Source organism: Hyalangium minutum, from assembly GCF_000737315.1.
In the GTDB taxonomy this organism is placed as follows: Bacteria; Myxococcota; Myxococcia; order Myxococcales; family Myxococcaceae; genus Hyalangium; species Hyalangium minutum.
Window position 1 is genome coordinate 150,936 of record NZ_JMCB01000010.1, and the last position, 17,567, is coordinate 168,502.

A 17,567-nucleotide genomic window follows, 5' to 3' on the forward strand; every position below is an offset into this window, starting at 1 on the left:
GCGCCTCTCTCCCGAAACGGAGCCCCGAGGGGCTCGCGGCTACTTCGTGGCCGTGACCGTGCCGGTGACGTTCACCTCACCCGGCGCGCCACAGTTGGTGCCCCGGCCCGTCACCTTGCCCTCGTTCACCGCCAGTTGCAGAGCCTGGCAGCCCACGGCGGAGGCGATCGCCTTCTTCTCACCCGCCTGCGACTGGGTCTGCACGCGCTGCGAGAGCGCCGTCATCTCCGCCGTGTACTTCTGGATGCAGCCACCCATCTGGGCCGGCGGGAGCTTCATGCACTCGGCCTGCATCTTCGCCTGGATGGCCGCTGCGGCCTGCTGGTTGTCCTGGCTCTTGAACGCCTTGCCGGACTCGTTCATCGCCTGATCCGAGGCGGCCTGCTCCTCCGCCGTCCGCTGCACGGTCACCTGGTAGCCGTCGAACGTCCGCTCCACCTTCACTTCGCGGGAGCCCAGGGACTTGCCGCCCTTGTCGAACCAATCGGAGGTTCCAGAGATGAGGTCCGTGTCCGGCTTGGCCGCCGTCTTCATGCGCGCCTTCCAGCCGTTGGCGAGCGACAGCTCCCAGTTGTAGTTGCCAATCACCCGGAACGCGACCCGCCGCGCGGACGCCAGGCTCACCGGGGAGATGATGCGCAGATCACACGGCCCCGCCGGAGCCGCGGTCGTCACCTTCACCCGCACCTCGGCGTTGCTCTCGGTGATCTTCTCCGAGATCACCTCCACGCCTTGGCACTCCACGGTGGACAGAGAGCCGGGCAGGAAGCGGCCCGTGGCGGAGAGGGTTGCCTCGGTGCCCACGGCGACGAAGCCCGCCGCGCCGCCCGGAGAGCCCCCCGGAGCGCTGCCGCCCGCGGCCCCCCCACCCTTGCCCTTCGACTTGGGCGGCTCATCCGGCGAGCCGCCGCCGCCAGCGGTCACCAACGCGATCTCGGGCGTGGGGTACTTGGCGAAGAGAGCCTTGCGGTCCAGCTTCTGCGCTTGGCGCTCCTTCTGGGCCTTGTCCTGGAACGACTTCAGGCGGCTCTGCTGATCACTGGAAGCCGAACGCACTTCGGCGGCGCCGAGCAGCCCCACCAGGGCCAGCGCGGCAGCGAGAAAACGAGAGCGGTTCATGGAGAGAGAGACTCCTCGAGGCAGGGAGGGGCCCCTGCCGGCCTGGAGCCCCAGGCGCCCCGGCCCTTAGGCCATGGGCGCCCCGGCCATCCTGTCACGGGATGGCCAGGTTGAGCATGAAATAGATACCCGCCAGGTAGCGGTCCAGCGCGTTCATCAGCGAGGGCAGGATGATGATGATGCCCACCCCGCCGCCCATCGCCAGGGCGAACATGACGGCCGAGTACTCGACCATGGCCTGGCCGCGCAGCTTGCGGGCCGGCCGAGCCACCACCGGAAGCTTAGTGCTCATCCCCATGACCCTCCCCGCCGCCGTTCTTCGCCGCGGCGTCCTTGGCCGCCTGATACCCCGCCGGCGGCTTGATGCGCTCCATCATGTACTGCTTGTCCACGCGGCCCTTCTCCTTGCAACTGCCGTAGCAGGCGTCCACCACTTGCTTGGCGTTGTTGGAGCACATCTGCTGGGCCTGCTTGTTGGAGCCCGCGGACTTCTTGCACGGGTCCACCATCACCTTCTCGATGACCTTGCACTGGTCGGCGCACGTCTTCGGCCGGTCGGCCTCCGTGAGCGGCGACTCGGGGATGTTGGGCATCTGCTTCTGCTGCTTCTCGGTCAGCGGCTTCTTCGGGCCCGTTTGGGCCAGGGCGCCGCCAGAGGCCAGCAGCACGCTCAGGGCGATGATTCGAAGGGCGTTCAAAGGTGTCTCCTCTACTGGAGCCAGACAAGGCTCACGGCGACGGTATTGGGCTCGGTGTGGGACTTGGCGGTCAGCGTCAGCAGTCCCCCATTCTTCTCATAAGTCTCAGAGTCCTGCTGGGCGCTGCCTCCCATGGGGGCGTAGCCGTGCTGGGGCAGCTGCTTGCGGTAGAACTCGCGCACGCTCTCGGGCGAGGCGTCCTTCACCAAGAAGAAGGCCGTGCGCGAGGTAGCGCCCGGCTCCATCTGCTGGATGGAGGAGGCGGCCTGCGCGTTGGCCGGCACCGGCAGCCCATCCGGCAGTTGCGGCTTCTGGATGAGGATGTTCTCCGGGTTGCCCACCGAGGCCAGGATGACGGTGCCGGTGCGGTTGGGCACCAGCGTCACCGTCTTCAGGTTCTTGCTGCTGGTGGGCCGGAAGCTCAGGTAGCGAACCCCAGGCGAGTGCGGCACGTTGCCCACCAGCGGCCGGAAGCCCATCCGCTCGAACGTCTCGAAGTACGCCTTCTCCACCACCGCGGGAGCGTCGTCGACGATCAGCGTGGCGATGTTCATCTTCGCCCCGTTGATGATCGTCTGCTCGCCCATGGGCTCGGGACGCAGCCCTCGATAGACGCTGAACGAGAACGGATCCGGATCTGGAGGCTCGGGCTGCTCCTCCTGGGCCGCGGCGAACTGCTTGGCCACGTGCGCCTTCCACTCCTCGTCGGACATCTGCGACGCCGTCCCCGGCTGGGGAGCGGCGCAGGTGCCACCACCTCCGGGCGCGCCACAGGCGGAGCACGATCCGCCCTCCGCGGCCGGAGGCTGCGAGGAGGCCGCGGCCGCCGGAGCCGCCGAGGCCTTGGACACAGAAGCCGCCGGGGCGCTAGCCGCCCCACCGGCGAATGACGGGGCAGCCACCAGCAGGGCGGCAGCCAGGGTGAAGGACTTCAGAAGCAATCGGGATTCTCCGGGTTGCGGCAGCCCATGTAGTAAAGCCCACGGGCGTTGGCCATGCTCTGGTAGGTGTTGTTGGCGCCCGAGTACGGCGTGGACTGGAACTTGTCGCTGCCGAAGAAGCCGGGCTTGGTCTGCGAACGCGAGTTGGCGCCGCTGCTGTTGGGATCGTAGCGCGCCGTCACGTGCACGCCCATGATGTTGGGCAGCATTCCGCCGCTCATCGTCCCCGCCGGCATGTTCTGCACCAGCATGATCTTGTTGCTGTTGGCGCGGGACATGAGGTTGCTGGCCGCGGCCGTCAGCTGGCCGTAGGTGGCCGCCGCCGTGCCATTCATCGTGTAGATGTACTGCACGCGGCGGAAGAACGGGTTGGCCTCGGGGCTGCCCCCGCTCACAGGCAGCGGGATGCCCGCCGTCGGCGCGCGCAGATCCGCATTGCTCAGGTTGGCGCTGTCGTAGTTGCTCGGGGTGTAGTTGTCCGCGTTCTTGGCGCCGTTGCGCAGCGCCCAGGTGTTGAAGCTGATGCCCGCCGTCTCGTACGCGACAATGTTGTCCGTGGTGACGCTCGCGCCGTCGTCCTGCCACTCGTGCGCGCCCTTGCCGGTGTTGTTCTTGCGGTGCTTCAACTGCTTGTCCGCCATCTTCACCTTGGAGAACTCCTGCAGGAAGGTCTCCGGGATGATGTAGTTGTAGATGAAGCCGGTGGCCTCGCACTTCACCTCGGCGCCCGCGGTGTAGCCGGAGCTGCCAAAGCCCTGGAAGTTCGGATCCGGGTTCCAGCCCGTGTCACTGCTCAGCGCGCACTCGAACTGGGTGTCCGGGCCGTTCTCGAAGCGGAACGAGTAGTGAGCGCCGAAGCCCGTGTGGTGCTTCTGGTGGCCCTGGATCGACGGGGCCTGCGAGCCATCACCGTTGCCCGTCAAGTACGACTGCTGCCCGTACTCGCTGCTCTGGTTGTTCTCCGCGCCGTCATCGAAGGCGGAGGTGTGGTCCGCATACGCCACGCGCACGGCCTTCGCGGAGGCCTGCACCTCGTTGTCATTGTTCTCTTGGTGGCTCTTGGGCGCGCCCGGGCCCATGCCGCCAAAGCCGGGGGGCTCGGAGTTGCGCTGCGAGAAGTCCCAGACCCCCGACACCACGGTCTCCTGCAGGTCCAGCTTCAGGTAGGCCGCGTCCATCAGGAAGATGGCGTACAGGAACAGGGGGATGAGGACGATGTTGAGGAGGACGAACTCCACCATGGCGCCGCCGCGCGTGCGCCGGGCCGCCTTCCTACGGGCAACAATCGTGTGTGCGGTAAGCATGGAGATCCTCACTCGACGTTGACGGCGCTCTTGTTGACGCCCATGGCACCGCCGACCACCTGGCCCGCGTTGCTGTCCACCGCCATCACCATGCCAATCTCCTGGGTGGTGATGGGCTGGAGCTTGGCGCGCCAGAAGGGGTTGAACATGTTGGGGTAGTCCGACCAGTCACCGATGCGGTGGTAGTAGACCATGGCCTTGGAGAAGGCCTTCGAACGGTTGTTGTTGGACAGCGTCAGCTTGGCCTCCTGAGGACCCACGTTCGTCACCTTCACGGTGCCCGACTGATCCTTGGCCACCTCCCACGGGCCGCGCTGGCCATACTCGTTGACGCGCGCGTCCGTGCTGGCCCCCGCGTACACGGCCGGCTGGTTGAAGGGGAACGAGCCGCTCGGGGCGAACTCCTGGAAGCGAGAGAAGTCCAGGTTCTGCCCGTGGTTGGAGCCGCTGTGCGGGTTGTTGAAGATGTCACCCAGGAAGCCGCCGGAGTGCGTGTTGCCCGACTGCCCCGAGGAGAGGTTGCCCGGGGAGATGGGGCCCAGCATGGGCAGCGTCGAGGTGCTGGCGCCGTGCTTCCACTGGCCGGCCAGGTTGCCCCAGTCGAACGAGGAGATCACCGCGCCCGCCTGGTTGGCTCCCACGTCTCCCGTGAAGGCCATGCCGAAGGCGCCGGCGGCGGCGCCCGTGCGGCCACCGGCCAGGAAGCTCACGTCCGGCGTCTGGGTGATGGTCCAGGTGCCCGTGGGCCCCATCCAGATGGTGGAGGACTTCACGCGCTGGCTCAGCTGCGGGAAGAGCATGGGGGTGATGGGCGCGCCCATGGGTCCAGAGCGGTTCCACGCGAAGTCCTGACGGGAGGCGTTCACCACCTCCGTCATGATCTGCTTCTTCTGGTTCGTGTTGCTGTTGAAGGCCCGGTTCCACTGCTGGAGGTTGGCGGCGCTGAGCATCGTGTCGTCCTGCGTCACGGTGTCCGCCTTCTGCATGTTGCTCTTCTTCAGGTCGCCGAAGGTGCCCGAGGTCAGCAGGGCCACCACCGCCGTGCGAGCCGCCGTCTGCGAGATCCGCATCTGGTTGATGTGGTTGTTCAGCGCGTTGGTGGCGTTGGAGGCCGGGCCGTCCAGCTGGGACAGCTTCCCGGCCATGTCACCGGAGATCCAGTCGATGGTGAGGCCCAGCGCGTTCATCTCCGCCTCGAACGCGTCGATGCAGTGGTTGAAGCAGCAGGGCGCGCACCCGAACGGCGTGCAGCAGCACATGCACAGGTTGTACTCCTGCCCGGCGATGGCGCTCATGATGGTGGCGCCGCCCAGCTTCAGGTCCGCCAGCATGGCGGCCTCGGACATGTACGCGTGCACGTTGGCCATGCCCACGTAGGCCGAGGCGATGGCGCGGTTGGTGTACGCCAGGTAGTTGAGCGTGCGGGCCTCCGCCACGGCCATGGAGAAGGCCTTCGAGTCCGCGTAGTTCTGCAGCTTGATGCGCTGCTGAACCGCGATCGTCACGTTGAAGGTGATGAAGACGATGAGCGCCAGCACCAGCAGCGACACGGCGCCCAGGATGATCATCTGCCCGCGGGACTGTCCGCGGCGGGCAGCTCGTCGGTAGAGGGTGTTGAGTGTCATAAGTCGGAACCTCGAAGGAATTCGTCGGGGAGCGGCAGGGCTAGCCGTTCCGGTTGCCGTAGCTGACGCAGCGGTTCTGGGCGGGAAGGGCGAACCTGCGCTTGAAGAAGTTGCTCTGCATGCGCATGGCGTAGCTGACGTTGATCGGCAGCACGTACGCGCCCGCGGCCTCCGCCGCATAAACCTGGCCCACCTGGCCCGCACCGGACCTCGGCGTGCCGTTCTTGTTGGGCATCATCAGCACCGAAGGCACGTTGGTGCCCAGGTACGACTTCACGATCACCCAGTTCGCGAAGGGAATGGGCATCCGGTACATCAGCTGCACCTGCACCACCAGGCGCGTGCGCTTGAAGCGCCGCAAGCTGTCGCCGCCCGAGGTGAAGTCTTCGGGCGAGGCCTGGTTGCGCGGATCGTCGAAGTCCACCTCGTTGTCGTTGCCCCTGCCGCCGCGCGACGTGATGCCCGCGTTGCCAATGGAGTGCGAGCCACCGCCGGCCAGGTCATCCCTCAGCGGCGAGCAGATCACCGCCTTCACCAGCTTGCCACCGCCCGGAATGATGTTGGCGATCGTGTTGTGCTGCATGAACTTGGAGACCACCTCCGTCGCGGAGCTGGTCGGCATGATGACTTCCTGGCTGTTCACCAGCACCGGCAGCAAGTGGAGGATGGCCGCCGCCTCGATGGCATCCGGGTCCGCGTTGTTCATCGCGCCCACGCGCGCGGCGCGGTACGCTGCGTACTTGGCCATCACCCGCGCCTGAGAGATGAGCCCCAGCTGCAAGATGCCCAGGATGAAGAAGACGAACAGCGGCATCACCAGCGCCGCTTCGACGGCGACCTGACCGGACTCTCGGGAGGTAGAGCGCATAAGTCTGCGAAGGGAGAAAGCCACCATGTTGGAAGACTGACGGTTGCAGGCCCCTCGAACTATCGGTCAACTTGCCGCTTTCTAGAGGACACTTTCTCTCTCGGAAAACGAGAGTCTACCGGGGCTTGGGAAAACCCCTAAAGGGGGGTGTGATCAAGCCGCACGCCCAGGGGGCAGGCTCCCAGGTAGGATGCAGGAGGAGACCCAAGACGTGCCCATGCAACAGAACCGATGGAGCCTGTGGCGGAGGAGCTGCCTGCTACTGGCGCTGATGCCCACCCTGGCCTGGAGCCAGGGAGCCCCTCCCCCCGAAGCCGCCCCCGCCCAGGACAAGAAGCCGGAGCTGCCGGCCCGCGTGGCCTACTTGCAGGGTCTGCAGAAGCTCGTGAACGGACAGGGCGGGTCCGTCCAGGGCGTCTACACCCTGGCCATGGCCGCCGCGAAGGAGCAGCTCGAGGCCGTCATCGCCTGGGACGAGGCGCTGGCGAACGGAAAGATTCCGAAGAAAAGGTTCGAGCGGCAGCTGCTGGGCTTCCATGTGGGCACGCAGGACGCGCTCATGGTCATCCCGGACTCGCGCTTCTTCGTGGAGCTGGCCAAGCAGCGCGGCAACGAGGTGGATCGCCGCTTCTTCGCGCTGCTCGACGAGACGTTCCGGGGTGGGATGGCGCGCACCTACGTGGATCCCATCACGGATGCGCACGCGTGCTACCACCTGGGCAGCCGGGAGTTCATCTCGCTGTACCGGGGCTGGACGCAGTTCAAGCCGAGCGCCCCCGCCGCATATAAGGAGACGGTGAACGAGGAACTCCAGGGGCTGGAGCAGGCCATGCTGGCGGCCACCTGCGTCTGCGGGACGCCAGAGGTCGTGGATGCAGGCTTCGAGGCCTTCCTGAAGGCGTTCCCCAAGTCCCCCATCGCCCCCCAGGTGCGCGAACGCCTCCAGAAGCTCCACACGAAGAGCAGCGACATGCTCTTCCGGTGTGGGAAGGAGATGGATGTGGGACAGCCCCTGCCCTACGGCGTGCCAACGCCTCCCCCCTTCCCCACGGAGCCGGACGCGCCCAAGAAGTAGGCCCGCGAGGCGCGGCTCAGATGCGCAGCTCGCCCTCGATGACGGTGACGGCGGCGCCGCCGATGCGCACCCGCTCCAGCGCCCCCGAGCGCCCCTTCACCTCGAGCTCCACGCGGCCCGGCTTGCCGATGGCGTCCCCTTGCTCGGCACGCACGTGCGACGTGCCGCCCGCTTCTGGCAGCTTGAGCACCCCGTGGTTCACCAGGTAGGCGGCCAGCGGCCCGTGGGCCGAGCCCGTCACCGGATCCTCGATGATGCCGAACCCCGGCACGAAGTAGCGCGCGTGCGTCACGCTGCTGGCGTCCTTCGTCTCGCGGGTGAAGGCGAACACGCCGCGGATGCCGTGCGGCTCCATCGCCGCCACCAGCGCATCGATCTTCGGCGCCAGCGCCCACACGTCCGAGCGCCGCTGCAGCGGCACGAAGAGCTTGTGGCCATTGGCCAGCACCGGCAGCGAGCGGTCCACCATCTCCGCCGTCCCGCCCAGCAGCGGCATGACGGCCTCCACGGCCAGCGGGCTCTCGCGCCAGGGGTACTGCGGGGTGACCACCCACACGCGGCTGTGGCGCGCGTCCATGGGCTCGAGCTCCACCTCATATGTCCCCGCGGCGCACTCCAGCCGGAAGTTCCCCACGCGCGGAAGCACGCCCCGCTCGCTCAGCAGGTGGAACGAGGCCACGGTGGCGTGGCCGCAGAAGTCGATCTCGGAGGTGGGGGTGAAGTAGCGCAGGCTCACCACGGTGTCCCCCTTGCGCGAGAGGACGAACGCCGTCTCCGAGGCCGCCACCGCCGCGGCGATCCGCTGCATGACCCCCGTGTCCAGGCCCGACCCGTCCAGCACCACGCCCGCACGGTTGCCGGCTCCAGGGATCCGAGTGAAGGCGTCGACGATCGAGACCTGCATGACGTGCTCCTTGCCTGGGTGGGCCTTGGGCCACCCGAATTGTCTCCACACAATCAGGAGATTGAATTGAGACAATAAATGCATTGCGCGCAATCCTGCGTCAATTGTATTCATTGTCACCATGACAAGTTGGGTGCCGGAACTTCAGGGACGCGAGGGGCCGCTGTACCGGGCCATCGCGGATGCGCTGGCGGCGGACATCGAGGCGGGGCGGCTGACCCCGGGTGCCCGGCTGCCCACGCACCGAGAGCTGGCCGAGACGGTGGGCGTGACGGTGGGCACGGTCACGCGCGCCTACGCCGAGGCCGAGCGACGAGGGCTCATCGGTGGCGAGGTGGGCCGAGGCACCTACGTGCGGCACCTGGCGACGCCTCGTCCCCTGCCCTCTTCGGCGGCTCCGGAGCCCGTGGTCGGCGAGGACACGCAGATCGAGCTGGGGCTCAACTGGCCTGCGACACCGGAGGGAGATCCCGCGACCGAGGCTCTGCGCCGGACGTTGGAGGCGCTCCAGCGGTCACCGGAGCTGTCGGAGCTGCTGGCGTACCAGCCGCACGCGGGGCTGCACTTCCACCGGGAGGCAGGCGCGGAGTGGATCTCTCGCTTTGGGCTCTCGGTGCCGGCGGATCAGGTGGTGGTGTGCTCGGGCGGGCAGCACGCGATGGAGGTGGTGCTCAAGGCGCACACGCGGCCGGGCGACACGGTGCTGACCGAGGCCCTCACCTACCCGGGCCTCAAGACCCTGGCGAGCCAGCATCACCTGCGGCTGCAGGGCGTCACGATGGATGCACAAGGGCTCGTGCCCGAGGCGCTCGAGGCAGCCTGCCGGGGCGGTGCGAAGCTCCTCTATTGCGTGCCGAACCTGCAGAACCCCACGGGCGCGGTCATGTCCCCCGAGCGGCGCGAGCGCATCGCAGCCATCATCCGAGCGCAGGGGCTCACGCTGCTGGAGGACGATGTCCACGGGCTGCTGCTGGAGGATCGCCCCCCACCGCTGAGCGCGCTCGTGCCGGAGTCGAGCTACTTCATCGCGGGCATCTCCAAGCTGCTGGCCCCGGGGCTGCGGCTGGGCTACCTCGCGGCGCCGCGCCGGGGCATGGAGCGCCTGGCCGAGAGCGCGGCGCTGGCCGCTCGGATGACGCCACCGCTTACAGCGGAGATCTGCGCGCGGTGGATCCGGGAAGGCACGGCGGATGAAATCGTGAAGCGCCGCCGCCAGGAGGCCCAGGCACGGCTGGCGCTGACGCGCGAGGTGCTCGGCGAGGCTGCTGTACGGAGCGCGCAAGGCCCCACCTATCACCTGTGGATGGAGCTGCCGGCCCACTGGAGGAGCGAGGCCTTCAGCGCCCAGGCCCGGCGGAACGGCGTGTCCGTCACCGCGTCCGAGGTGTTCGCGGTGAGCCCCGCTGTGGCCCCCGGGGCGGTGCGCGTTTGCCTCGGAGCGCCTCGCACCCAGGCCCTGCTGCGCAAGGGGCTCCAGCGTCTGCGAGACACCCTCACCCGCGGACCCGCCCCGCTCGCCACCATCGTGTGACCGGCGTGCCGGCGGCCCTGAAGAGGACTCAGGAGCACCTGTTCGGAAATGTCGGGGGTTTTGAGCGCTAAAAGTCCCGACATTTCCGAACAGGTGCCCGCCTCAGCACCTACGGCCCGAGCGGCTAGGCCGGGCTGTCGCCCACGCGGCGCAGGCCCTCGGCGAAGCGCTGCACCAGCGACGTGTACTGCATCACGATCTCGTCGAAGCGGGCGCGGCGTTCGCCCAGATCCGGAACGTGCTTGCCCTCGATCCCTTGGAGGCTCATGTGCAGTGAGTGGCGGAGCTTCATGAACACGTCCGCCACGTTGGCGTCGGTGACGACCTCTTTGTGCGTCACCTCGCGCGAGGAGACGATCGTGCGCCGCACGTCGCGCAGCTCCGTGCCCACGACGGCCCACGAGCCCACGCCATGCACCTCGACGAGGCGCCCATCCACGAGCAGGTAATAGGCCTTGCTCATGTGGATGCCAGTGTCGCCGTCCTGGGCATCGGTGAAGGCACCCAGGAAGTTGGTGGCGCCGTCCAGGTGGAAGGCGGGGACGTCGAGCCAATCGGCCTGGCGGTGGCGCGCGGGCAGCGTGCCGCACAGCTTCTCGAGCTCCTCCAGGTTCTCACTGGGCTCGGAGAAGGCAGCACGAATCGGCTTCGCCACGAGCTTGACCTCGGGGAGCACGATGTCGCAGGCCTCTTCCAGGATGGCGGCCTCGGCCTGCAGCCGGCCCTCGAACTTGTCGAGCAGCACGCTGGTGGGGTCGAACGCCCCAGGGTCATAGCCCTCGCTGAGAACACCCGCCTCTTTCAGCAGGCTCTCGAGCGCGGTGGCGGTCTGCTCGGCGCGCTGCGCGAGGACGTCGCGCTCGGCTTCCAACTCCTCGGGAGTCTTCGGATTGTCGCTGGACACGGGCGCGCAGCCTAGCCCGAGCACCGCGCCCGATGCGACACCCTCGCTCACGCCGGGCTGTTTCCTGCCCGGCGCAAACCCTCGGTGCGGGCCGTCACCCGCCCTGGGTTACTTCGGCTGCTGCGACGGAGGCGGCACGGCGCGGACGTGGATCTCCTTGAGCTGCCGCTCGTCCACATCGCCGGGAGCGCCCGTCATCTGGTCCGTGCCCGTCTTCGTCTTCGGGAAGGGGATCACGTCGCGCAGCGACTCGGCGCCCGTCAGGAGCATGGCCAGACGGTCCATGCCCAGCGCGATCCCCCCGTGCGGAGGCGCGCCGAACTTGAGCGCGTCCAGCAGGAAGCCGAACTTCGTCCGGGCCTCCTCGTCGCTGATGCCCAAGGCCTTGAACACCTCGGACTGGACCTTCGGGTCGTGCAGACGGATGGAGCCGCCGCCGATCTCGAAGCCGTTGAGCACCACGTCATACCGGTGGCACTTCACGCGGCCCGGATCCGTGAGCAGGTACTGTACGTCCCCGTCGTGCGGGCGCGTGAAGGCGTGGTGCGCCGCGGCCCACGTCTTGGTCTCCTCGTCGTACTCGAAGAGCGGCGGGTTCACGACCCACAGGAAGCGCCACTGGCCGCCGCTGCCGTACTCGGGAATGAGGCCCAGCTTCTTGGCCACGTGCACGCGCAGGTTCGCCATCACCGTGTGCACCAGCGACTCGCGGCCGAACTGGAAGAGGATCAGATCGCCCGTCTTCGCGTTGCACTTCTCGTTGATGGCATGGCGCAGCGCGGGGCTGATCGTCTTGGCCAGCGGAGACTGCGTCCACTCGCCGCCCTCGCCCACCTTGGCGCGGGCCAGACCGCGGGCGCCCGCCTGCTTGGCGAACTCCTCCAGCTTGTCCGTCTCCGCGCGGCTCAGCGGCTTGGCCACTGGGAGCACCATCGCCTTGACGATGCCCTTGTTCTGCACCGCCTCGTGCAGCAGGGGCACGCCGCCGCCCTCGCCGTGCTCGCGGATGAGGTCCGTCAGCACCACGTGCTCCAGCCCGAAGCGCAGGTCCGGCTTGTCGTTGCCGTACTTGTCCATGGACTCGTAGAAGTCCATCCGCATGAACGGCGTGGGCACGTCCACGTCCAGGACTTCCTTCCACAGCTTCTTGATGAGCCCCTCGATGATCGTGAACACGTCATCCTGGGTGACGAAGCTCATCTCCACGTCGATCTGCGTGAACTCCGGCTGCCGGTCCAGGCGCAGGTCCTCGTCGCGGAAGCACTTGACTATCTGGAAGTAGCGCTCGAAGCCCGCCACCATGAACAGCTGCTTGTAGAGCTGCGGGCTCTCGGCCAGGGCGTAGAACTTGCCGGGGTTGAGGCGGCTGGGGACCAGGAAGTTGCGCGCGCCGCCGGGCGTGTACTTGCCCATGAACGGCGTCTCCAGTTCCAGGAAGCCGTTCTGCACCATGTACTGGCGGGTGAGCGCGTTCATCTTCGAGCGCGTCATCAGCGACTGCTGCAGCGGCTTGCGGCGCAGGTCCAGGTAGCGGTGGGCCAGGCGCTTCTCCTCCGCCGTGTCGATGCTGTCCTCGATGAGGAACGGCGTGGGCTCGGAGCGGTTGAAGATGGTGAGGGCGTCCGCCTTCACCTCGATCTCACCGGTCTTCATCTTCGCGTTCACGTTCTTGCCGCGAGAGACGACCTTGCCCCGGATACCGACGCAGTACTCCAACCGGAGCTGGCCGGCCGTCTCATGGGCCTCCTTGGCGTCCGGCTCGAAGACGACCTGGGTGAGCCCCTCGCGATCCCTCAAGTCGATGAAGACCGCGCCGCCGTGGTCTCGACGGTTCTGCACCCAGCCAAAGAGCACCACCTCCTGGCCGATGTGTTCCTTGGTGAGCTGACCGCAAGTGTGGGTACGCTTGACCTCGGTAATGAACGGGACCGCCATGACACCGCCTGCGCTGTGGAGTGTTTCAGAGAGAAGGGGCGGCACCATATGGAGCGCGGAAACGATGCGTCAAGGAATCCGGAAGGTGGGCCGTCGGCTCCTGACCGGCAGCGTCTGTCTCCTGCTGGCGTTGGCCGCCCGGCCCGCCCAGGCGCTCACCCTCAGCACCGAACTGGGCGCCAGCAAGGACTACCGGGCGCTGACGCTGCTGGGCGACGTGGAGCTGCGCGAGAACACGACGTTTCTCACCTTCGGCTACAGCGGCGTGCGCCCCGGGCCGGACACCGCCCTCACTCACCAGCTCTCCCTCGGCTTCGACCACGCCCTCTCCGACCACTGGATGCTGTCCGGCTCCGTCGTCGCCGGGCTGCCCAAGAACACCTTCACCCCGCTGGCCCGGGAGTTTCCTCGGCTCGGGCTGCCATCGCTGGGCGCGCGGACGTCCTACAACAGCCAAGGGCTCGCCCTCTCGGTGGGTTATGACTCCGCGGGGCTCTCGGACGTGGAGTACGGGCTGGACGCGGGGCTGAACCTCACCCGCTATCCCCTGCGACGGGCGCTCATCACCAAGGAAACGGGCCAGGAGGCTCGAACCGTCTTCCACCAAGAGGAGAAGCTGGGCGTGTTCCGGCCCTCGCTGGGGGGGCGGCTGCTGCTGGGGAGCTGGGAGCTGGGCCTGCGCGGCGGCCTCTACCTTTATAGTGACGATCCCCTGAGCACCGGCCAGTTCTCCGAGGAGGAGCAGCAGGCGCTGGCCGCCCGCTATGCCCAGGTGGGCGAGGATCGCCAGCTCCAGCGCCTCTTCGCCGAGAAGCTCTACCGGGACATCGGCACGGCCGTGGCGGGCCGGCTGTCGGACGCGAACTTCTCGGCGGGCCTGCCCAGCGCCCCGGCGCGCTTCGACGTGAGGCCCTCGGTCACCTACCGCTTCAACGCCACCGTCCGGGGGCAGCTCTCCTACGCCTTCACCCAGTACGTGCCGGGCCAGGGCATGAGCCACCTGCTGGCCACCCGGTGGACCGTCCGCCTGGGCGAGCCTGTCCGGCTGTGGGCCTCCGTCGCCCTGCAGGCAGACATGCCCGAGGAGGCAGGCACCGTCTCCACCGGGCTTGCCACTTTGGGCGCCGAGTACACCTTCTGAATGCCCGGGCGGCCGTAGTAAAACCCCGGCCATGCATCGATCAGCCATCGCCGCCGCGCTCCTCCTCCTGACCGCGTGCGAGCCCGTGCCGCAGGATCCAGTGAGGGTCCGCGCGCTCGTGCTCTCCGGAAACGGGAGCTACGTGACTCAGGAAGTCACCCTCAACACCATCACCGACATCATCCACATGGAGGGGAGTGTCGCGAAGCTGATCGGCGGGGCCCGCATCGTCCTGGACTCCGCGGATCCGGAGCTGCAGGTGCCCACGCTGACGGAGGAGGGCTTCGCCAACGCGCTGATCAAGTCCGATGGCCGGCCCGTCACCGCCAACTGGATCGAGCAGGACGGGGTGCTGTGGCCGGCGGACTTCCACACCTGGAACCTGGCCACCACCTATTACAACTTCGAGAAGGCCCGCGAGTACTTCAACACCGTGGGCAACATCCCCCAGGCGGACTTCGGCAAGGATCCCGCCACCGTCTACTACTTCGCGGACTTCACCCTGAAGGACTCCAACCCGGAGCCCATCAAGGACAACGCGCTGTGGTTCGCTCCCACGCAGTCCTTCATGGTGGTGCCCTTCGACGAGCTGCAGAAGGCGCCGCTGGCCATCAACTCCGGCGTCATGGCGCATGAGTACTCGCACATGATCTTCAACCTGAAGGTGTACGGCTCGCGCCGGCTGCCTCCGCCCATCACCGAGTGGGGCGCGGTGGGCACCAGCCCGGGCGCCAACCTCATCAAGGCGCTGGACGAGGGCCTCGCGGACTACCACGGCTACGGCGTCACCTGTAAGAGCGCCACCGGCTGCGATCCGCGCTTCCTGCGCACCTCGTTCGAGGACAAGCTGAGCAACGATCGCGATCTGTCCAAGTCGGACCGGTGCATGGACCTCGGCCTGCGCAACTCGCTGCAGAACTCGGGCCTCGGCACGTTCTCGGGCCAGGGGCTGGAGTACAAGCTGGGCTCCATCCTCGCCAGCGCGCTCTACCAGGCCGGCGAGAGCACCGGGCAGCGCGAGGTGCTCATGCGCGCCATCGTCTCCGCCTACTCGGACGAGACGGCCAACAACCCTGGCCTCAAGCAGCTCATCAGCCTCGTCGGGAGCAACCAGACCGACTTCAACCTCACCTCCGTGTCCGCGGTGTTCATCAAGCACGTCACGGACGTGCCGCTGAAGACGGCGCTGTGCAACGAGCTGATCGATCACCTGCAGGTCCCCGCCGCCGATCTGGTGGGCCCGGGCCTGCCCTGCCCCGCCGCGGCGCAGGGCGGCAACACCTGCACCCGGATCAATCCATGAGGACCTCTTCCTTGCACGCACGCCTTCTGGCCCTGATCCTCGGGGCGCTCGTCTTCGCCCCACCCGCCCTCGCTCAGGACGAGGACGACGCTCCCCTGGCCTACCCGGATGATGATGAGACGGAGGACGCTCCCCGGAAGCTCCCCCGCCGCAGCAACGATCCCACCGCGGACTACGGCCGCATGGCTGACGAGCGCGAGGCGGAGGAAGACTTCGAGCGCATGGCCGGCGACGACGATCCGAACAAGGGCTTCGCCGGAGAGCTCATCCTCGGCTCGATGCTGCTGGAGAGCTCGCGCGGCCGGTTCGCGGACCCTGCGTTCGGGCTCGGCCTGCGCTTCACCTGGGAGTACGGCCGCATCCTCAACAACGAGCCGCTGCGCGACACGCTCTGGGCGGACGTGCGGTGGATGATGGCGGGCGCGAGCGACGGCACCACGCTCATCAACGGCAGCTCGCGCAACCACTACTTCTCCATCGCGCCCGCGTACGAGTTCGTCTTCGGCGCCGAGAAGTACTACGGCGTCTTCGGGCAGGTGGGCGGCGGCTTCGCCTTCCAGACCACCTCGCTCACCATCGGCGAGGAGCAGACGGCGGTGAAGGGCATCAAGCCCCTGCTCCAGTACGGCGTGGGCTTCCGCGGCCGGCCTCGGCTCTCGGAGAAGATGGCCCTGTCCTTCCGCGTGGAGCTGATGCGCTTCCGCCGCGGTTATATGGACGACACCTTCGTCGGCGGCAGCATCGGCACGGCCTTCTGAGCGGCCGCGCCCCTCTCGGAGAATGGAAGCGAGACGGAAGTTTTTTCCCTCTCGGGTCACCGGGGCTGCTTCCCCGCCTCCTCACTCCCCTCGGGATTGCTGAACCTTGGCGTCCCCAGCCATTGGCACGCGCCGTGCTTAAGCTTGAGCCCGGGTGAGGGCATCGCGCTTGGCAGTACGGCCGACGCCGCACGGTGGGAGGCGAGTGATGAACGCTGAACAGAGTCAGAGTCATAGGCGTCACCTGGATCCAGTCTGTGGGCGGCAGCTGGAGGAGCCCGAGGGCCAGCCGTCCACGGAGTACAAGAAGCGCCGGTACTTCTTCTGTTCGGAGCGGTGCCGCAGCGCCTTCGAGAAGCAAGCCGAGCGCTTCCGGCTGAATGAGCTGGCGCGGGCCGGCGCGCTGCTGACCCCTGGCCGTGTTCGCTGGGGCATCTCCTGAGCAGGCGGAGTGGGCCTCTCTTGGGCCCTTCCTTTCACCCGTGCCGGGGAGGAGCCAGCCCTACCACCGGGTGAATCGTCGTCGCGAGCATCTGTTATCGAGCCTGATGATGGGCGATGCTGCCGTGGCAAGGAGCCCCTCATGGCCCCCCTCGTGAAGGTGCTGTGCACGGCGTTGGTGATCTCGAGCTTCATCAAGCTCTCGGCGCTGGGCCTCGGATGGGTTGCAGCGCGCACGCGGCTGGCGGAGCGGTGGCGGGTGTACCGGCGGTCGCTGGCGCCGGGGCAGCTCCGCAGCGAGGCCAAGGCGGCGATCTCGGTGGTGCTCTGCGACGCGCTGCTGGTGGGGCTGTTCCGGTACTACGCGGGCCCGAGGATGGTGCCCTTCAGCGTGCCGGTGGCGCTGCTGTCGTACGCGTGGATCTTCGTGAGCTTCGAGGTGTGGTTCTACGTGTCGCACCGGCTGCTGCACACGAAGGCGCTGTACCGGTTCCACGCGCAGCACCACGTGGCGCAGGTGACGGAACCGCTGACGTCGCTGTCCTTCTCGCTGGTAGAGCGCCTGGTGCTGATGGGCGGTGGGATGGGGCTGGCGCTGCTGGCCATCGAGGTGATGCCCATCACGAAAGCAGGCCTCATGGCGTACATCCTCACCAACTACCTGCTGAACGTGGTGGGGCACAGCAACACAGAGTGGCTGCCCAAGCGCTTCGTGTCGTCGTGGCTGGGACGGCTAGTCTTCACGCCCACGTTCCACGCCCTGCACCATGCGCGCTACCAGGGGCACTACGGGCTCTTCACGGTGGTGCTGGACCGGTGGTTCGGCACGGCGTTCCAGGACTACCCGCAGGTGCACGCCCGAGCGCGCGAGGGCGTGGGGCTGACGCGCATCGGCGAGCGGCTCGCGGAGGCCCCAGCTCCGGAGGCCCTCGCCTCCCCGGCTCACGAGGACGTAAGCAAGGCGGCCTGACCCGGCGGCTGGCGCGGATGGGACTTTGCCGGTTCTGCGTCCGGGGATAG

At 67.7% G+C, this 17,567-nt stretch carries 17 protein-coding genes; 7 read left to right on the plus strand and 10 right to left on the minus strand.

Going from position 1 to position 17,567, the window contains the following annotated elements; all coding sequences use genetic code 11:
- Positions 1-39: 39 nt before the first annotated feature.
- The 7 genes from DB31_RS25785 to DB31_RS25815 form a co-directional block, all read right to left on the minus strand.
- Positions 40-1,119: a hypothetical protein gene (locus tag DB31_RS25785; protein WP_044192343.1), complete on the minus strand. Its 1,080-nt coding sequence runs from the start codon at positions 1,117-1,119 to the stop codon at positions 40-42.
- A 94-nt stretch (positions 1,120-1,213) separates the two neighbouring features.
- Complete coding sequence (locus DB31_RS25790; RefSeq protein WP_044192345.1) at positions 1,214-1,411, minus strand: hypothetical protein; 198 nt, start codon at positions 1,409-1,411, stop codon at positions 1,214-1,216.
- Positions 1,401-1,817: a hypothetical protein gene (locus DB31_RS25795; RefSeq protein WP_044192346.1), complete on the minus strand. Its 417-nt coding sequence runs from the start codon at positions 1,815-1,817 to the stop codon at positions 1,401-1,403. Before DB31_RS25795 ends, DB31_RS25790 begins: the two co-directional genes overlap by 11 nt.
- 11 nt (positions 1,818-1,828) lie before the next feature.
- Complete coding sequence (locus DB31_RS25800; protein WP_044192347.1) at positions 1,829-2,758, minus strand: hypothetical protein; 930 nt, start codon at positions 2,756-2,758, stop codon at positions 1,829-1,831.
- Entirely contained in the window at positions 2,749-4,062 is a 1,314-nt protein-coding gene (locus tag DB31_RS25805) for a hypothetical protein (RefSeq protein WP_157232167.1), read from the minus strand. Before DB31_RS25805 ends, DB31_RS25800 begins: the two co-directional genes overlap by 10 nt.
- An 8-nt stretch (positions 4,063-4,070) precedes the next feature.
- A complete protein-coding gene (locus DB31_RS25810; protein WP_157232168.1) occupies positions 4,071-5,687 on the minus strand; it encodes a TadE/TadG family type IV pilus assembly protein in 1,617 nt (538 codons plus the stop codon).
- A gap of 40 nt (positions 5,688-5,727) precedes the next feature.
- A complete protein-coding gene (locus tag DB31_RS25815; protein ID WP_044192353.1) occupies positions 5,728-6,555 on the minus strand; it encodes a TadE family protein in 828 nt (275 codons plus the stop codon).
- Positions 6,556-6,772: 217 nt separating this feature from the next.
- Between DB31_RS25815 and DB31_RS25820 the strand changes: the two genes are divergently transcribed.
- Entirely contained in the window at positions 6,773-7,630 is an 858-nt protein-coding gene (locus DB31_RS25820) for a hypothetical protein (protein ID WP_157232169.1), read from the plus strand.
- Between the two features lie 16 nt (positions 7,631-7,646).
- Here DB31_RS25820 and DB31_RS25825 read toward each other — a convergent pair whose 3' ends face one another.
- The gene (locus DB31_RS25825) at positions 7,647-8,534 is read right to left on the minus strand and encodes a PhzF family phenazine biosynthesis protein (RefSeq protein WP_044192357.1); all 888 of its coding nucleotides are present in this window, start codon (positions 8,532-8,534) and stop codon (positions 7,647-7,649) included.
- A 133-nt stretch (positions 8,535-8,667) separates the two neighbouring features.
- Between DB31_RS25825 and DB31_RS25830 the strand changes: the two genes are divergently transcribed.
- A complete protein-coding gene (locus DB31_RS25830) occupies positions 8,668-10,065 on the plus strand; it encodes an aminotransferase-like domain-containing protein (protein ID WP_240486887.1) in 1,398 nt (465 codons plus the stop codon).
- 124 nt (positions 10,066-10,189) lie between these two features.
- Here DB31_RS25830 and DB31_RS25835 read toward each other — a convergent pair whose 3' ends face one another.
- Together DB31_RS25835 and aspS are read right to left on the minus strand one after the other, a co-directional pair.
- Positions 10,190-11,020: a hypothetical protein gene (locus DB31_RS25835; protein ID WP_044192359.1), complete on the minus strand. Its 831-nt coding sequence runs from the start codon at positions 11,018-11,020 to the stop codon at positions 10,190-10,192.
- A 57-nt stretch (positions 11,021-11,077) separates the two neighbouring features.
- Complete coding sequence (aspS, locus tag DB31_RS25840) at positions 11,078-12,904, minus strand: aspartate--tRNA ligase (RefSeq protein WP_044192360.1); 1,827 nt, start codon at positions 12,902-12,904, stop codon at positions 11,078-11,080.
- Positions 12,905-12,968: 64 nt separating this feature from the next.
- Between aspS and DB31_RS25845 the strand changes: the two genes are divergently transcribed.
- The 5 genes from DB31_RS25845 to DB31_RS25865 all read left to right on the plus strand — a co-directional run bounded on the left by DB31_RS25845 (position 12,969) and on the right by DB31_RS25865 (position 17,517).
- A complete protein-coding gene (locus tag DB31_RS25845; protein WP_240486888.1) occupies positions 12,969-14,045 on the plus strand; it encodes a hypothetical protein in 1,077 nt (358 codons plus the stop codon).
- 31 nt (positions 14,046-14,076) lie between these two features.
- Positions 14,077-15,348: a hypothetical protein gene (locus DB31_RS25850; RefSeq protein ID WP_044192361.1), complete on the plus strand. Its 1,272-nt coding sequence runs from the start codon at positions 14,077-14,079 to the stop codon at positions 15,346-15,348.
- Between the two features lie 11 nt (positions 15,349-15,359).
- A complete protein-coding gene (locus tag DB31_RS25855; RefSeq protein ID WP_240486889.1) occupies positions 15,360-16,106 on the plus strand; it encodes a hypothetical protein in 747 nt (248 codons plus the stop codon).
- A 208-nt stretch (positions 16,107-16,314) separates the two neighbouring features.
- Positions 16,315-16,548 (plus strand): YHS domain-containing protein, encoded by a 234-nt coding sequence (locus DB31_RS25860; protein WP_044192364.1) that lies wholly within the window; start codon positions 16,315-16,317, stop codon positions 16,546-16,548.
- Between the two features lie 141 nt (positions 16,549-16,689).
- On the plus strand, positions 16,690-17,517 hold the full coding sequence (locus DB31_RS25865) for a sterol desaturase family protein (protein ID WP_044192366.1): 828 nt from the start codon (positions 16,690-16,692) through the stop codon (positions 17,515-17,517).
- Positions 17,518-17,567 lie beyond the last annotated feature (50 nt).

Excerpts from the sequence above, each read along its gene's own strand:
- DB31_RS25785 (WP_044192343.1), bottom strand. The coding sequence starts at position 1,119 with ATGAACCGCTCTCGTTTTCTCGCTGCCGCGCTGGCCCTGGTGGGGCTG.
- DB31_RS25790 (WP_044192345.1), bottom strand. The coding sequence starts at position 1,411 with ATGAGCACTAAGCTTCCGGTGGTGGCTCGGCCGGCCCGCAAGCTGCGC.
- DB31_RS25805 (WP_157232167.1), bottom strand. The coding sequence starts at position 4,062 with ATGCTTACCGCACACACGATTGTTGCCCGTAGGAAGGCGGCCCGGCGC.
- DB31_RS25810 (WP_157232168.1), bottom strand. The coding sequence starts at position 5,687 with ATGACACTCAACACCCTCTACCGACGAGCTGCCCGCCGCGGACAGTCC.
- DB31_RS25815 (WP_044192353.1), bottom strand. The coding sequence starts at position 6,555 with ATGCGCTCTACCTCCCGAGAGTCCGGTCAGGTCGCCGTCGAAGCGGCG.
- DB31_RS25820 (WP_157232169.1), top strand. The coding sequence starts at position 6,773 with ATGCAACAGAACCGATGGAGCCTGTGGCGGAGGAGCTGCCTGCTACTG.
- DB31_RS25825 (WP_044192357.1), bottom strand. The coding sequence starts at position 8,534 with ATGCAGGTCTCGATCGTCGACGCCTTCACTCGGATCCCTGGAGCCGGC.
- aspS (WP_044192360.1), bottom strand. The coding sequence starts at position 12,904 with ATGGCGGTCCCGTTCATTACCGAGGTCAAGCGTACCCACACTTGCGGT.
- DB31_RS25845 (WP_240486888.1), top strand. The coding sequence starts at position 12,969 with ATGCGTCAAGGAATCCGGAAGGTGGGCCGTCGGCTCCTGACCGGCAGC.
- DB31_RS25850 (WP_044192361.1), top strand. The coding sequence starts at position 14,077 with ATGCATCGATCAGCCATCGCCGCCGCGCTCCTCCTCCTGACCGCGTGC.
- DB31_RS25860 (WP_044192364.1), top strand. The coding sequence starts at position 16,315 with ATGAACGCTGAACAGAGTCAGAGTCATAGGCGTCACCTGGATCCAGTC.
- DB31_RS25865 (WP_044192366.1), top strand. The coding sequence starts at position 16,690 with ATGGCCCCCCTCGTGAAGGTGCTGTGCACGGCGTTGGTGATCTCGAGC.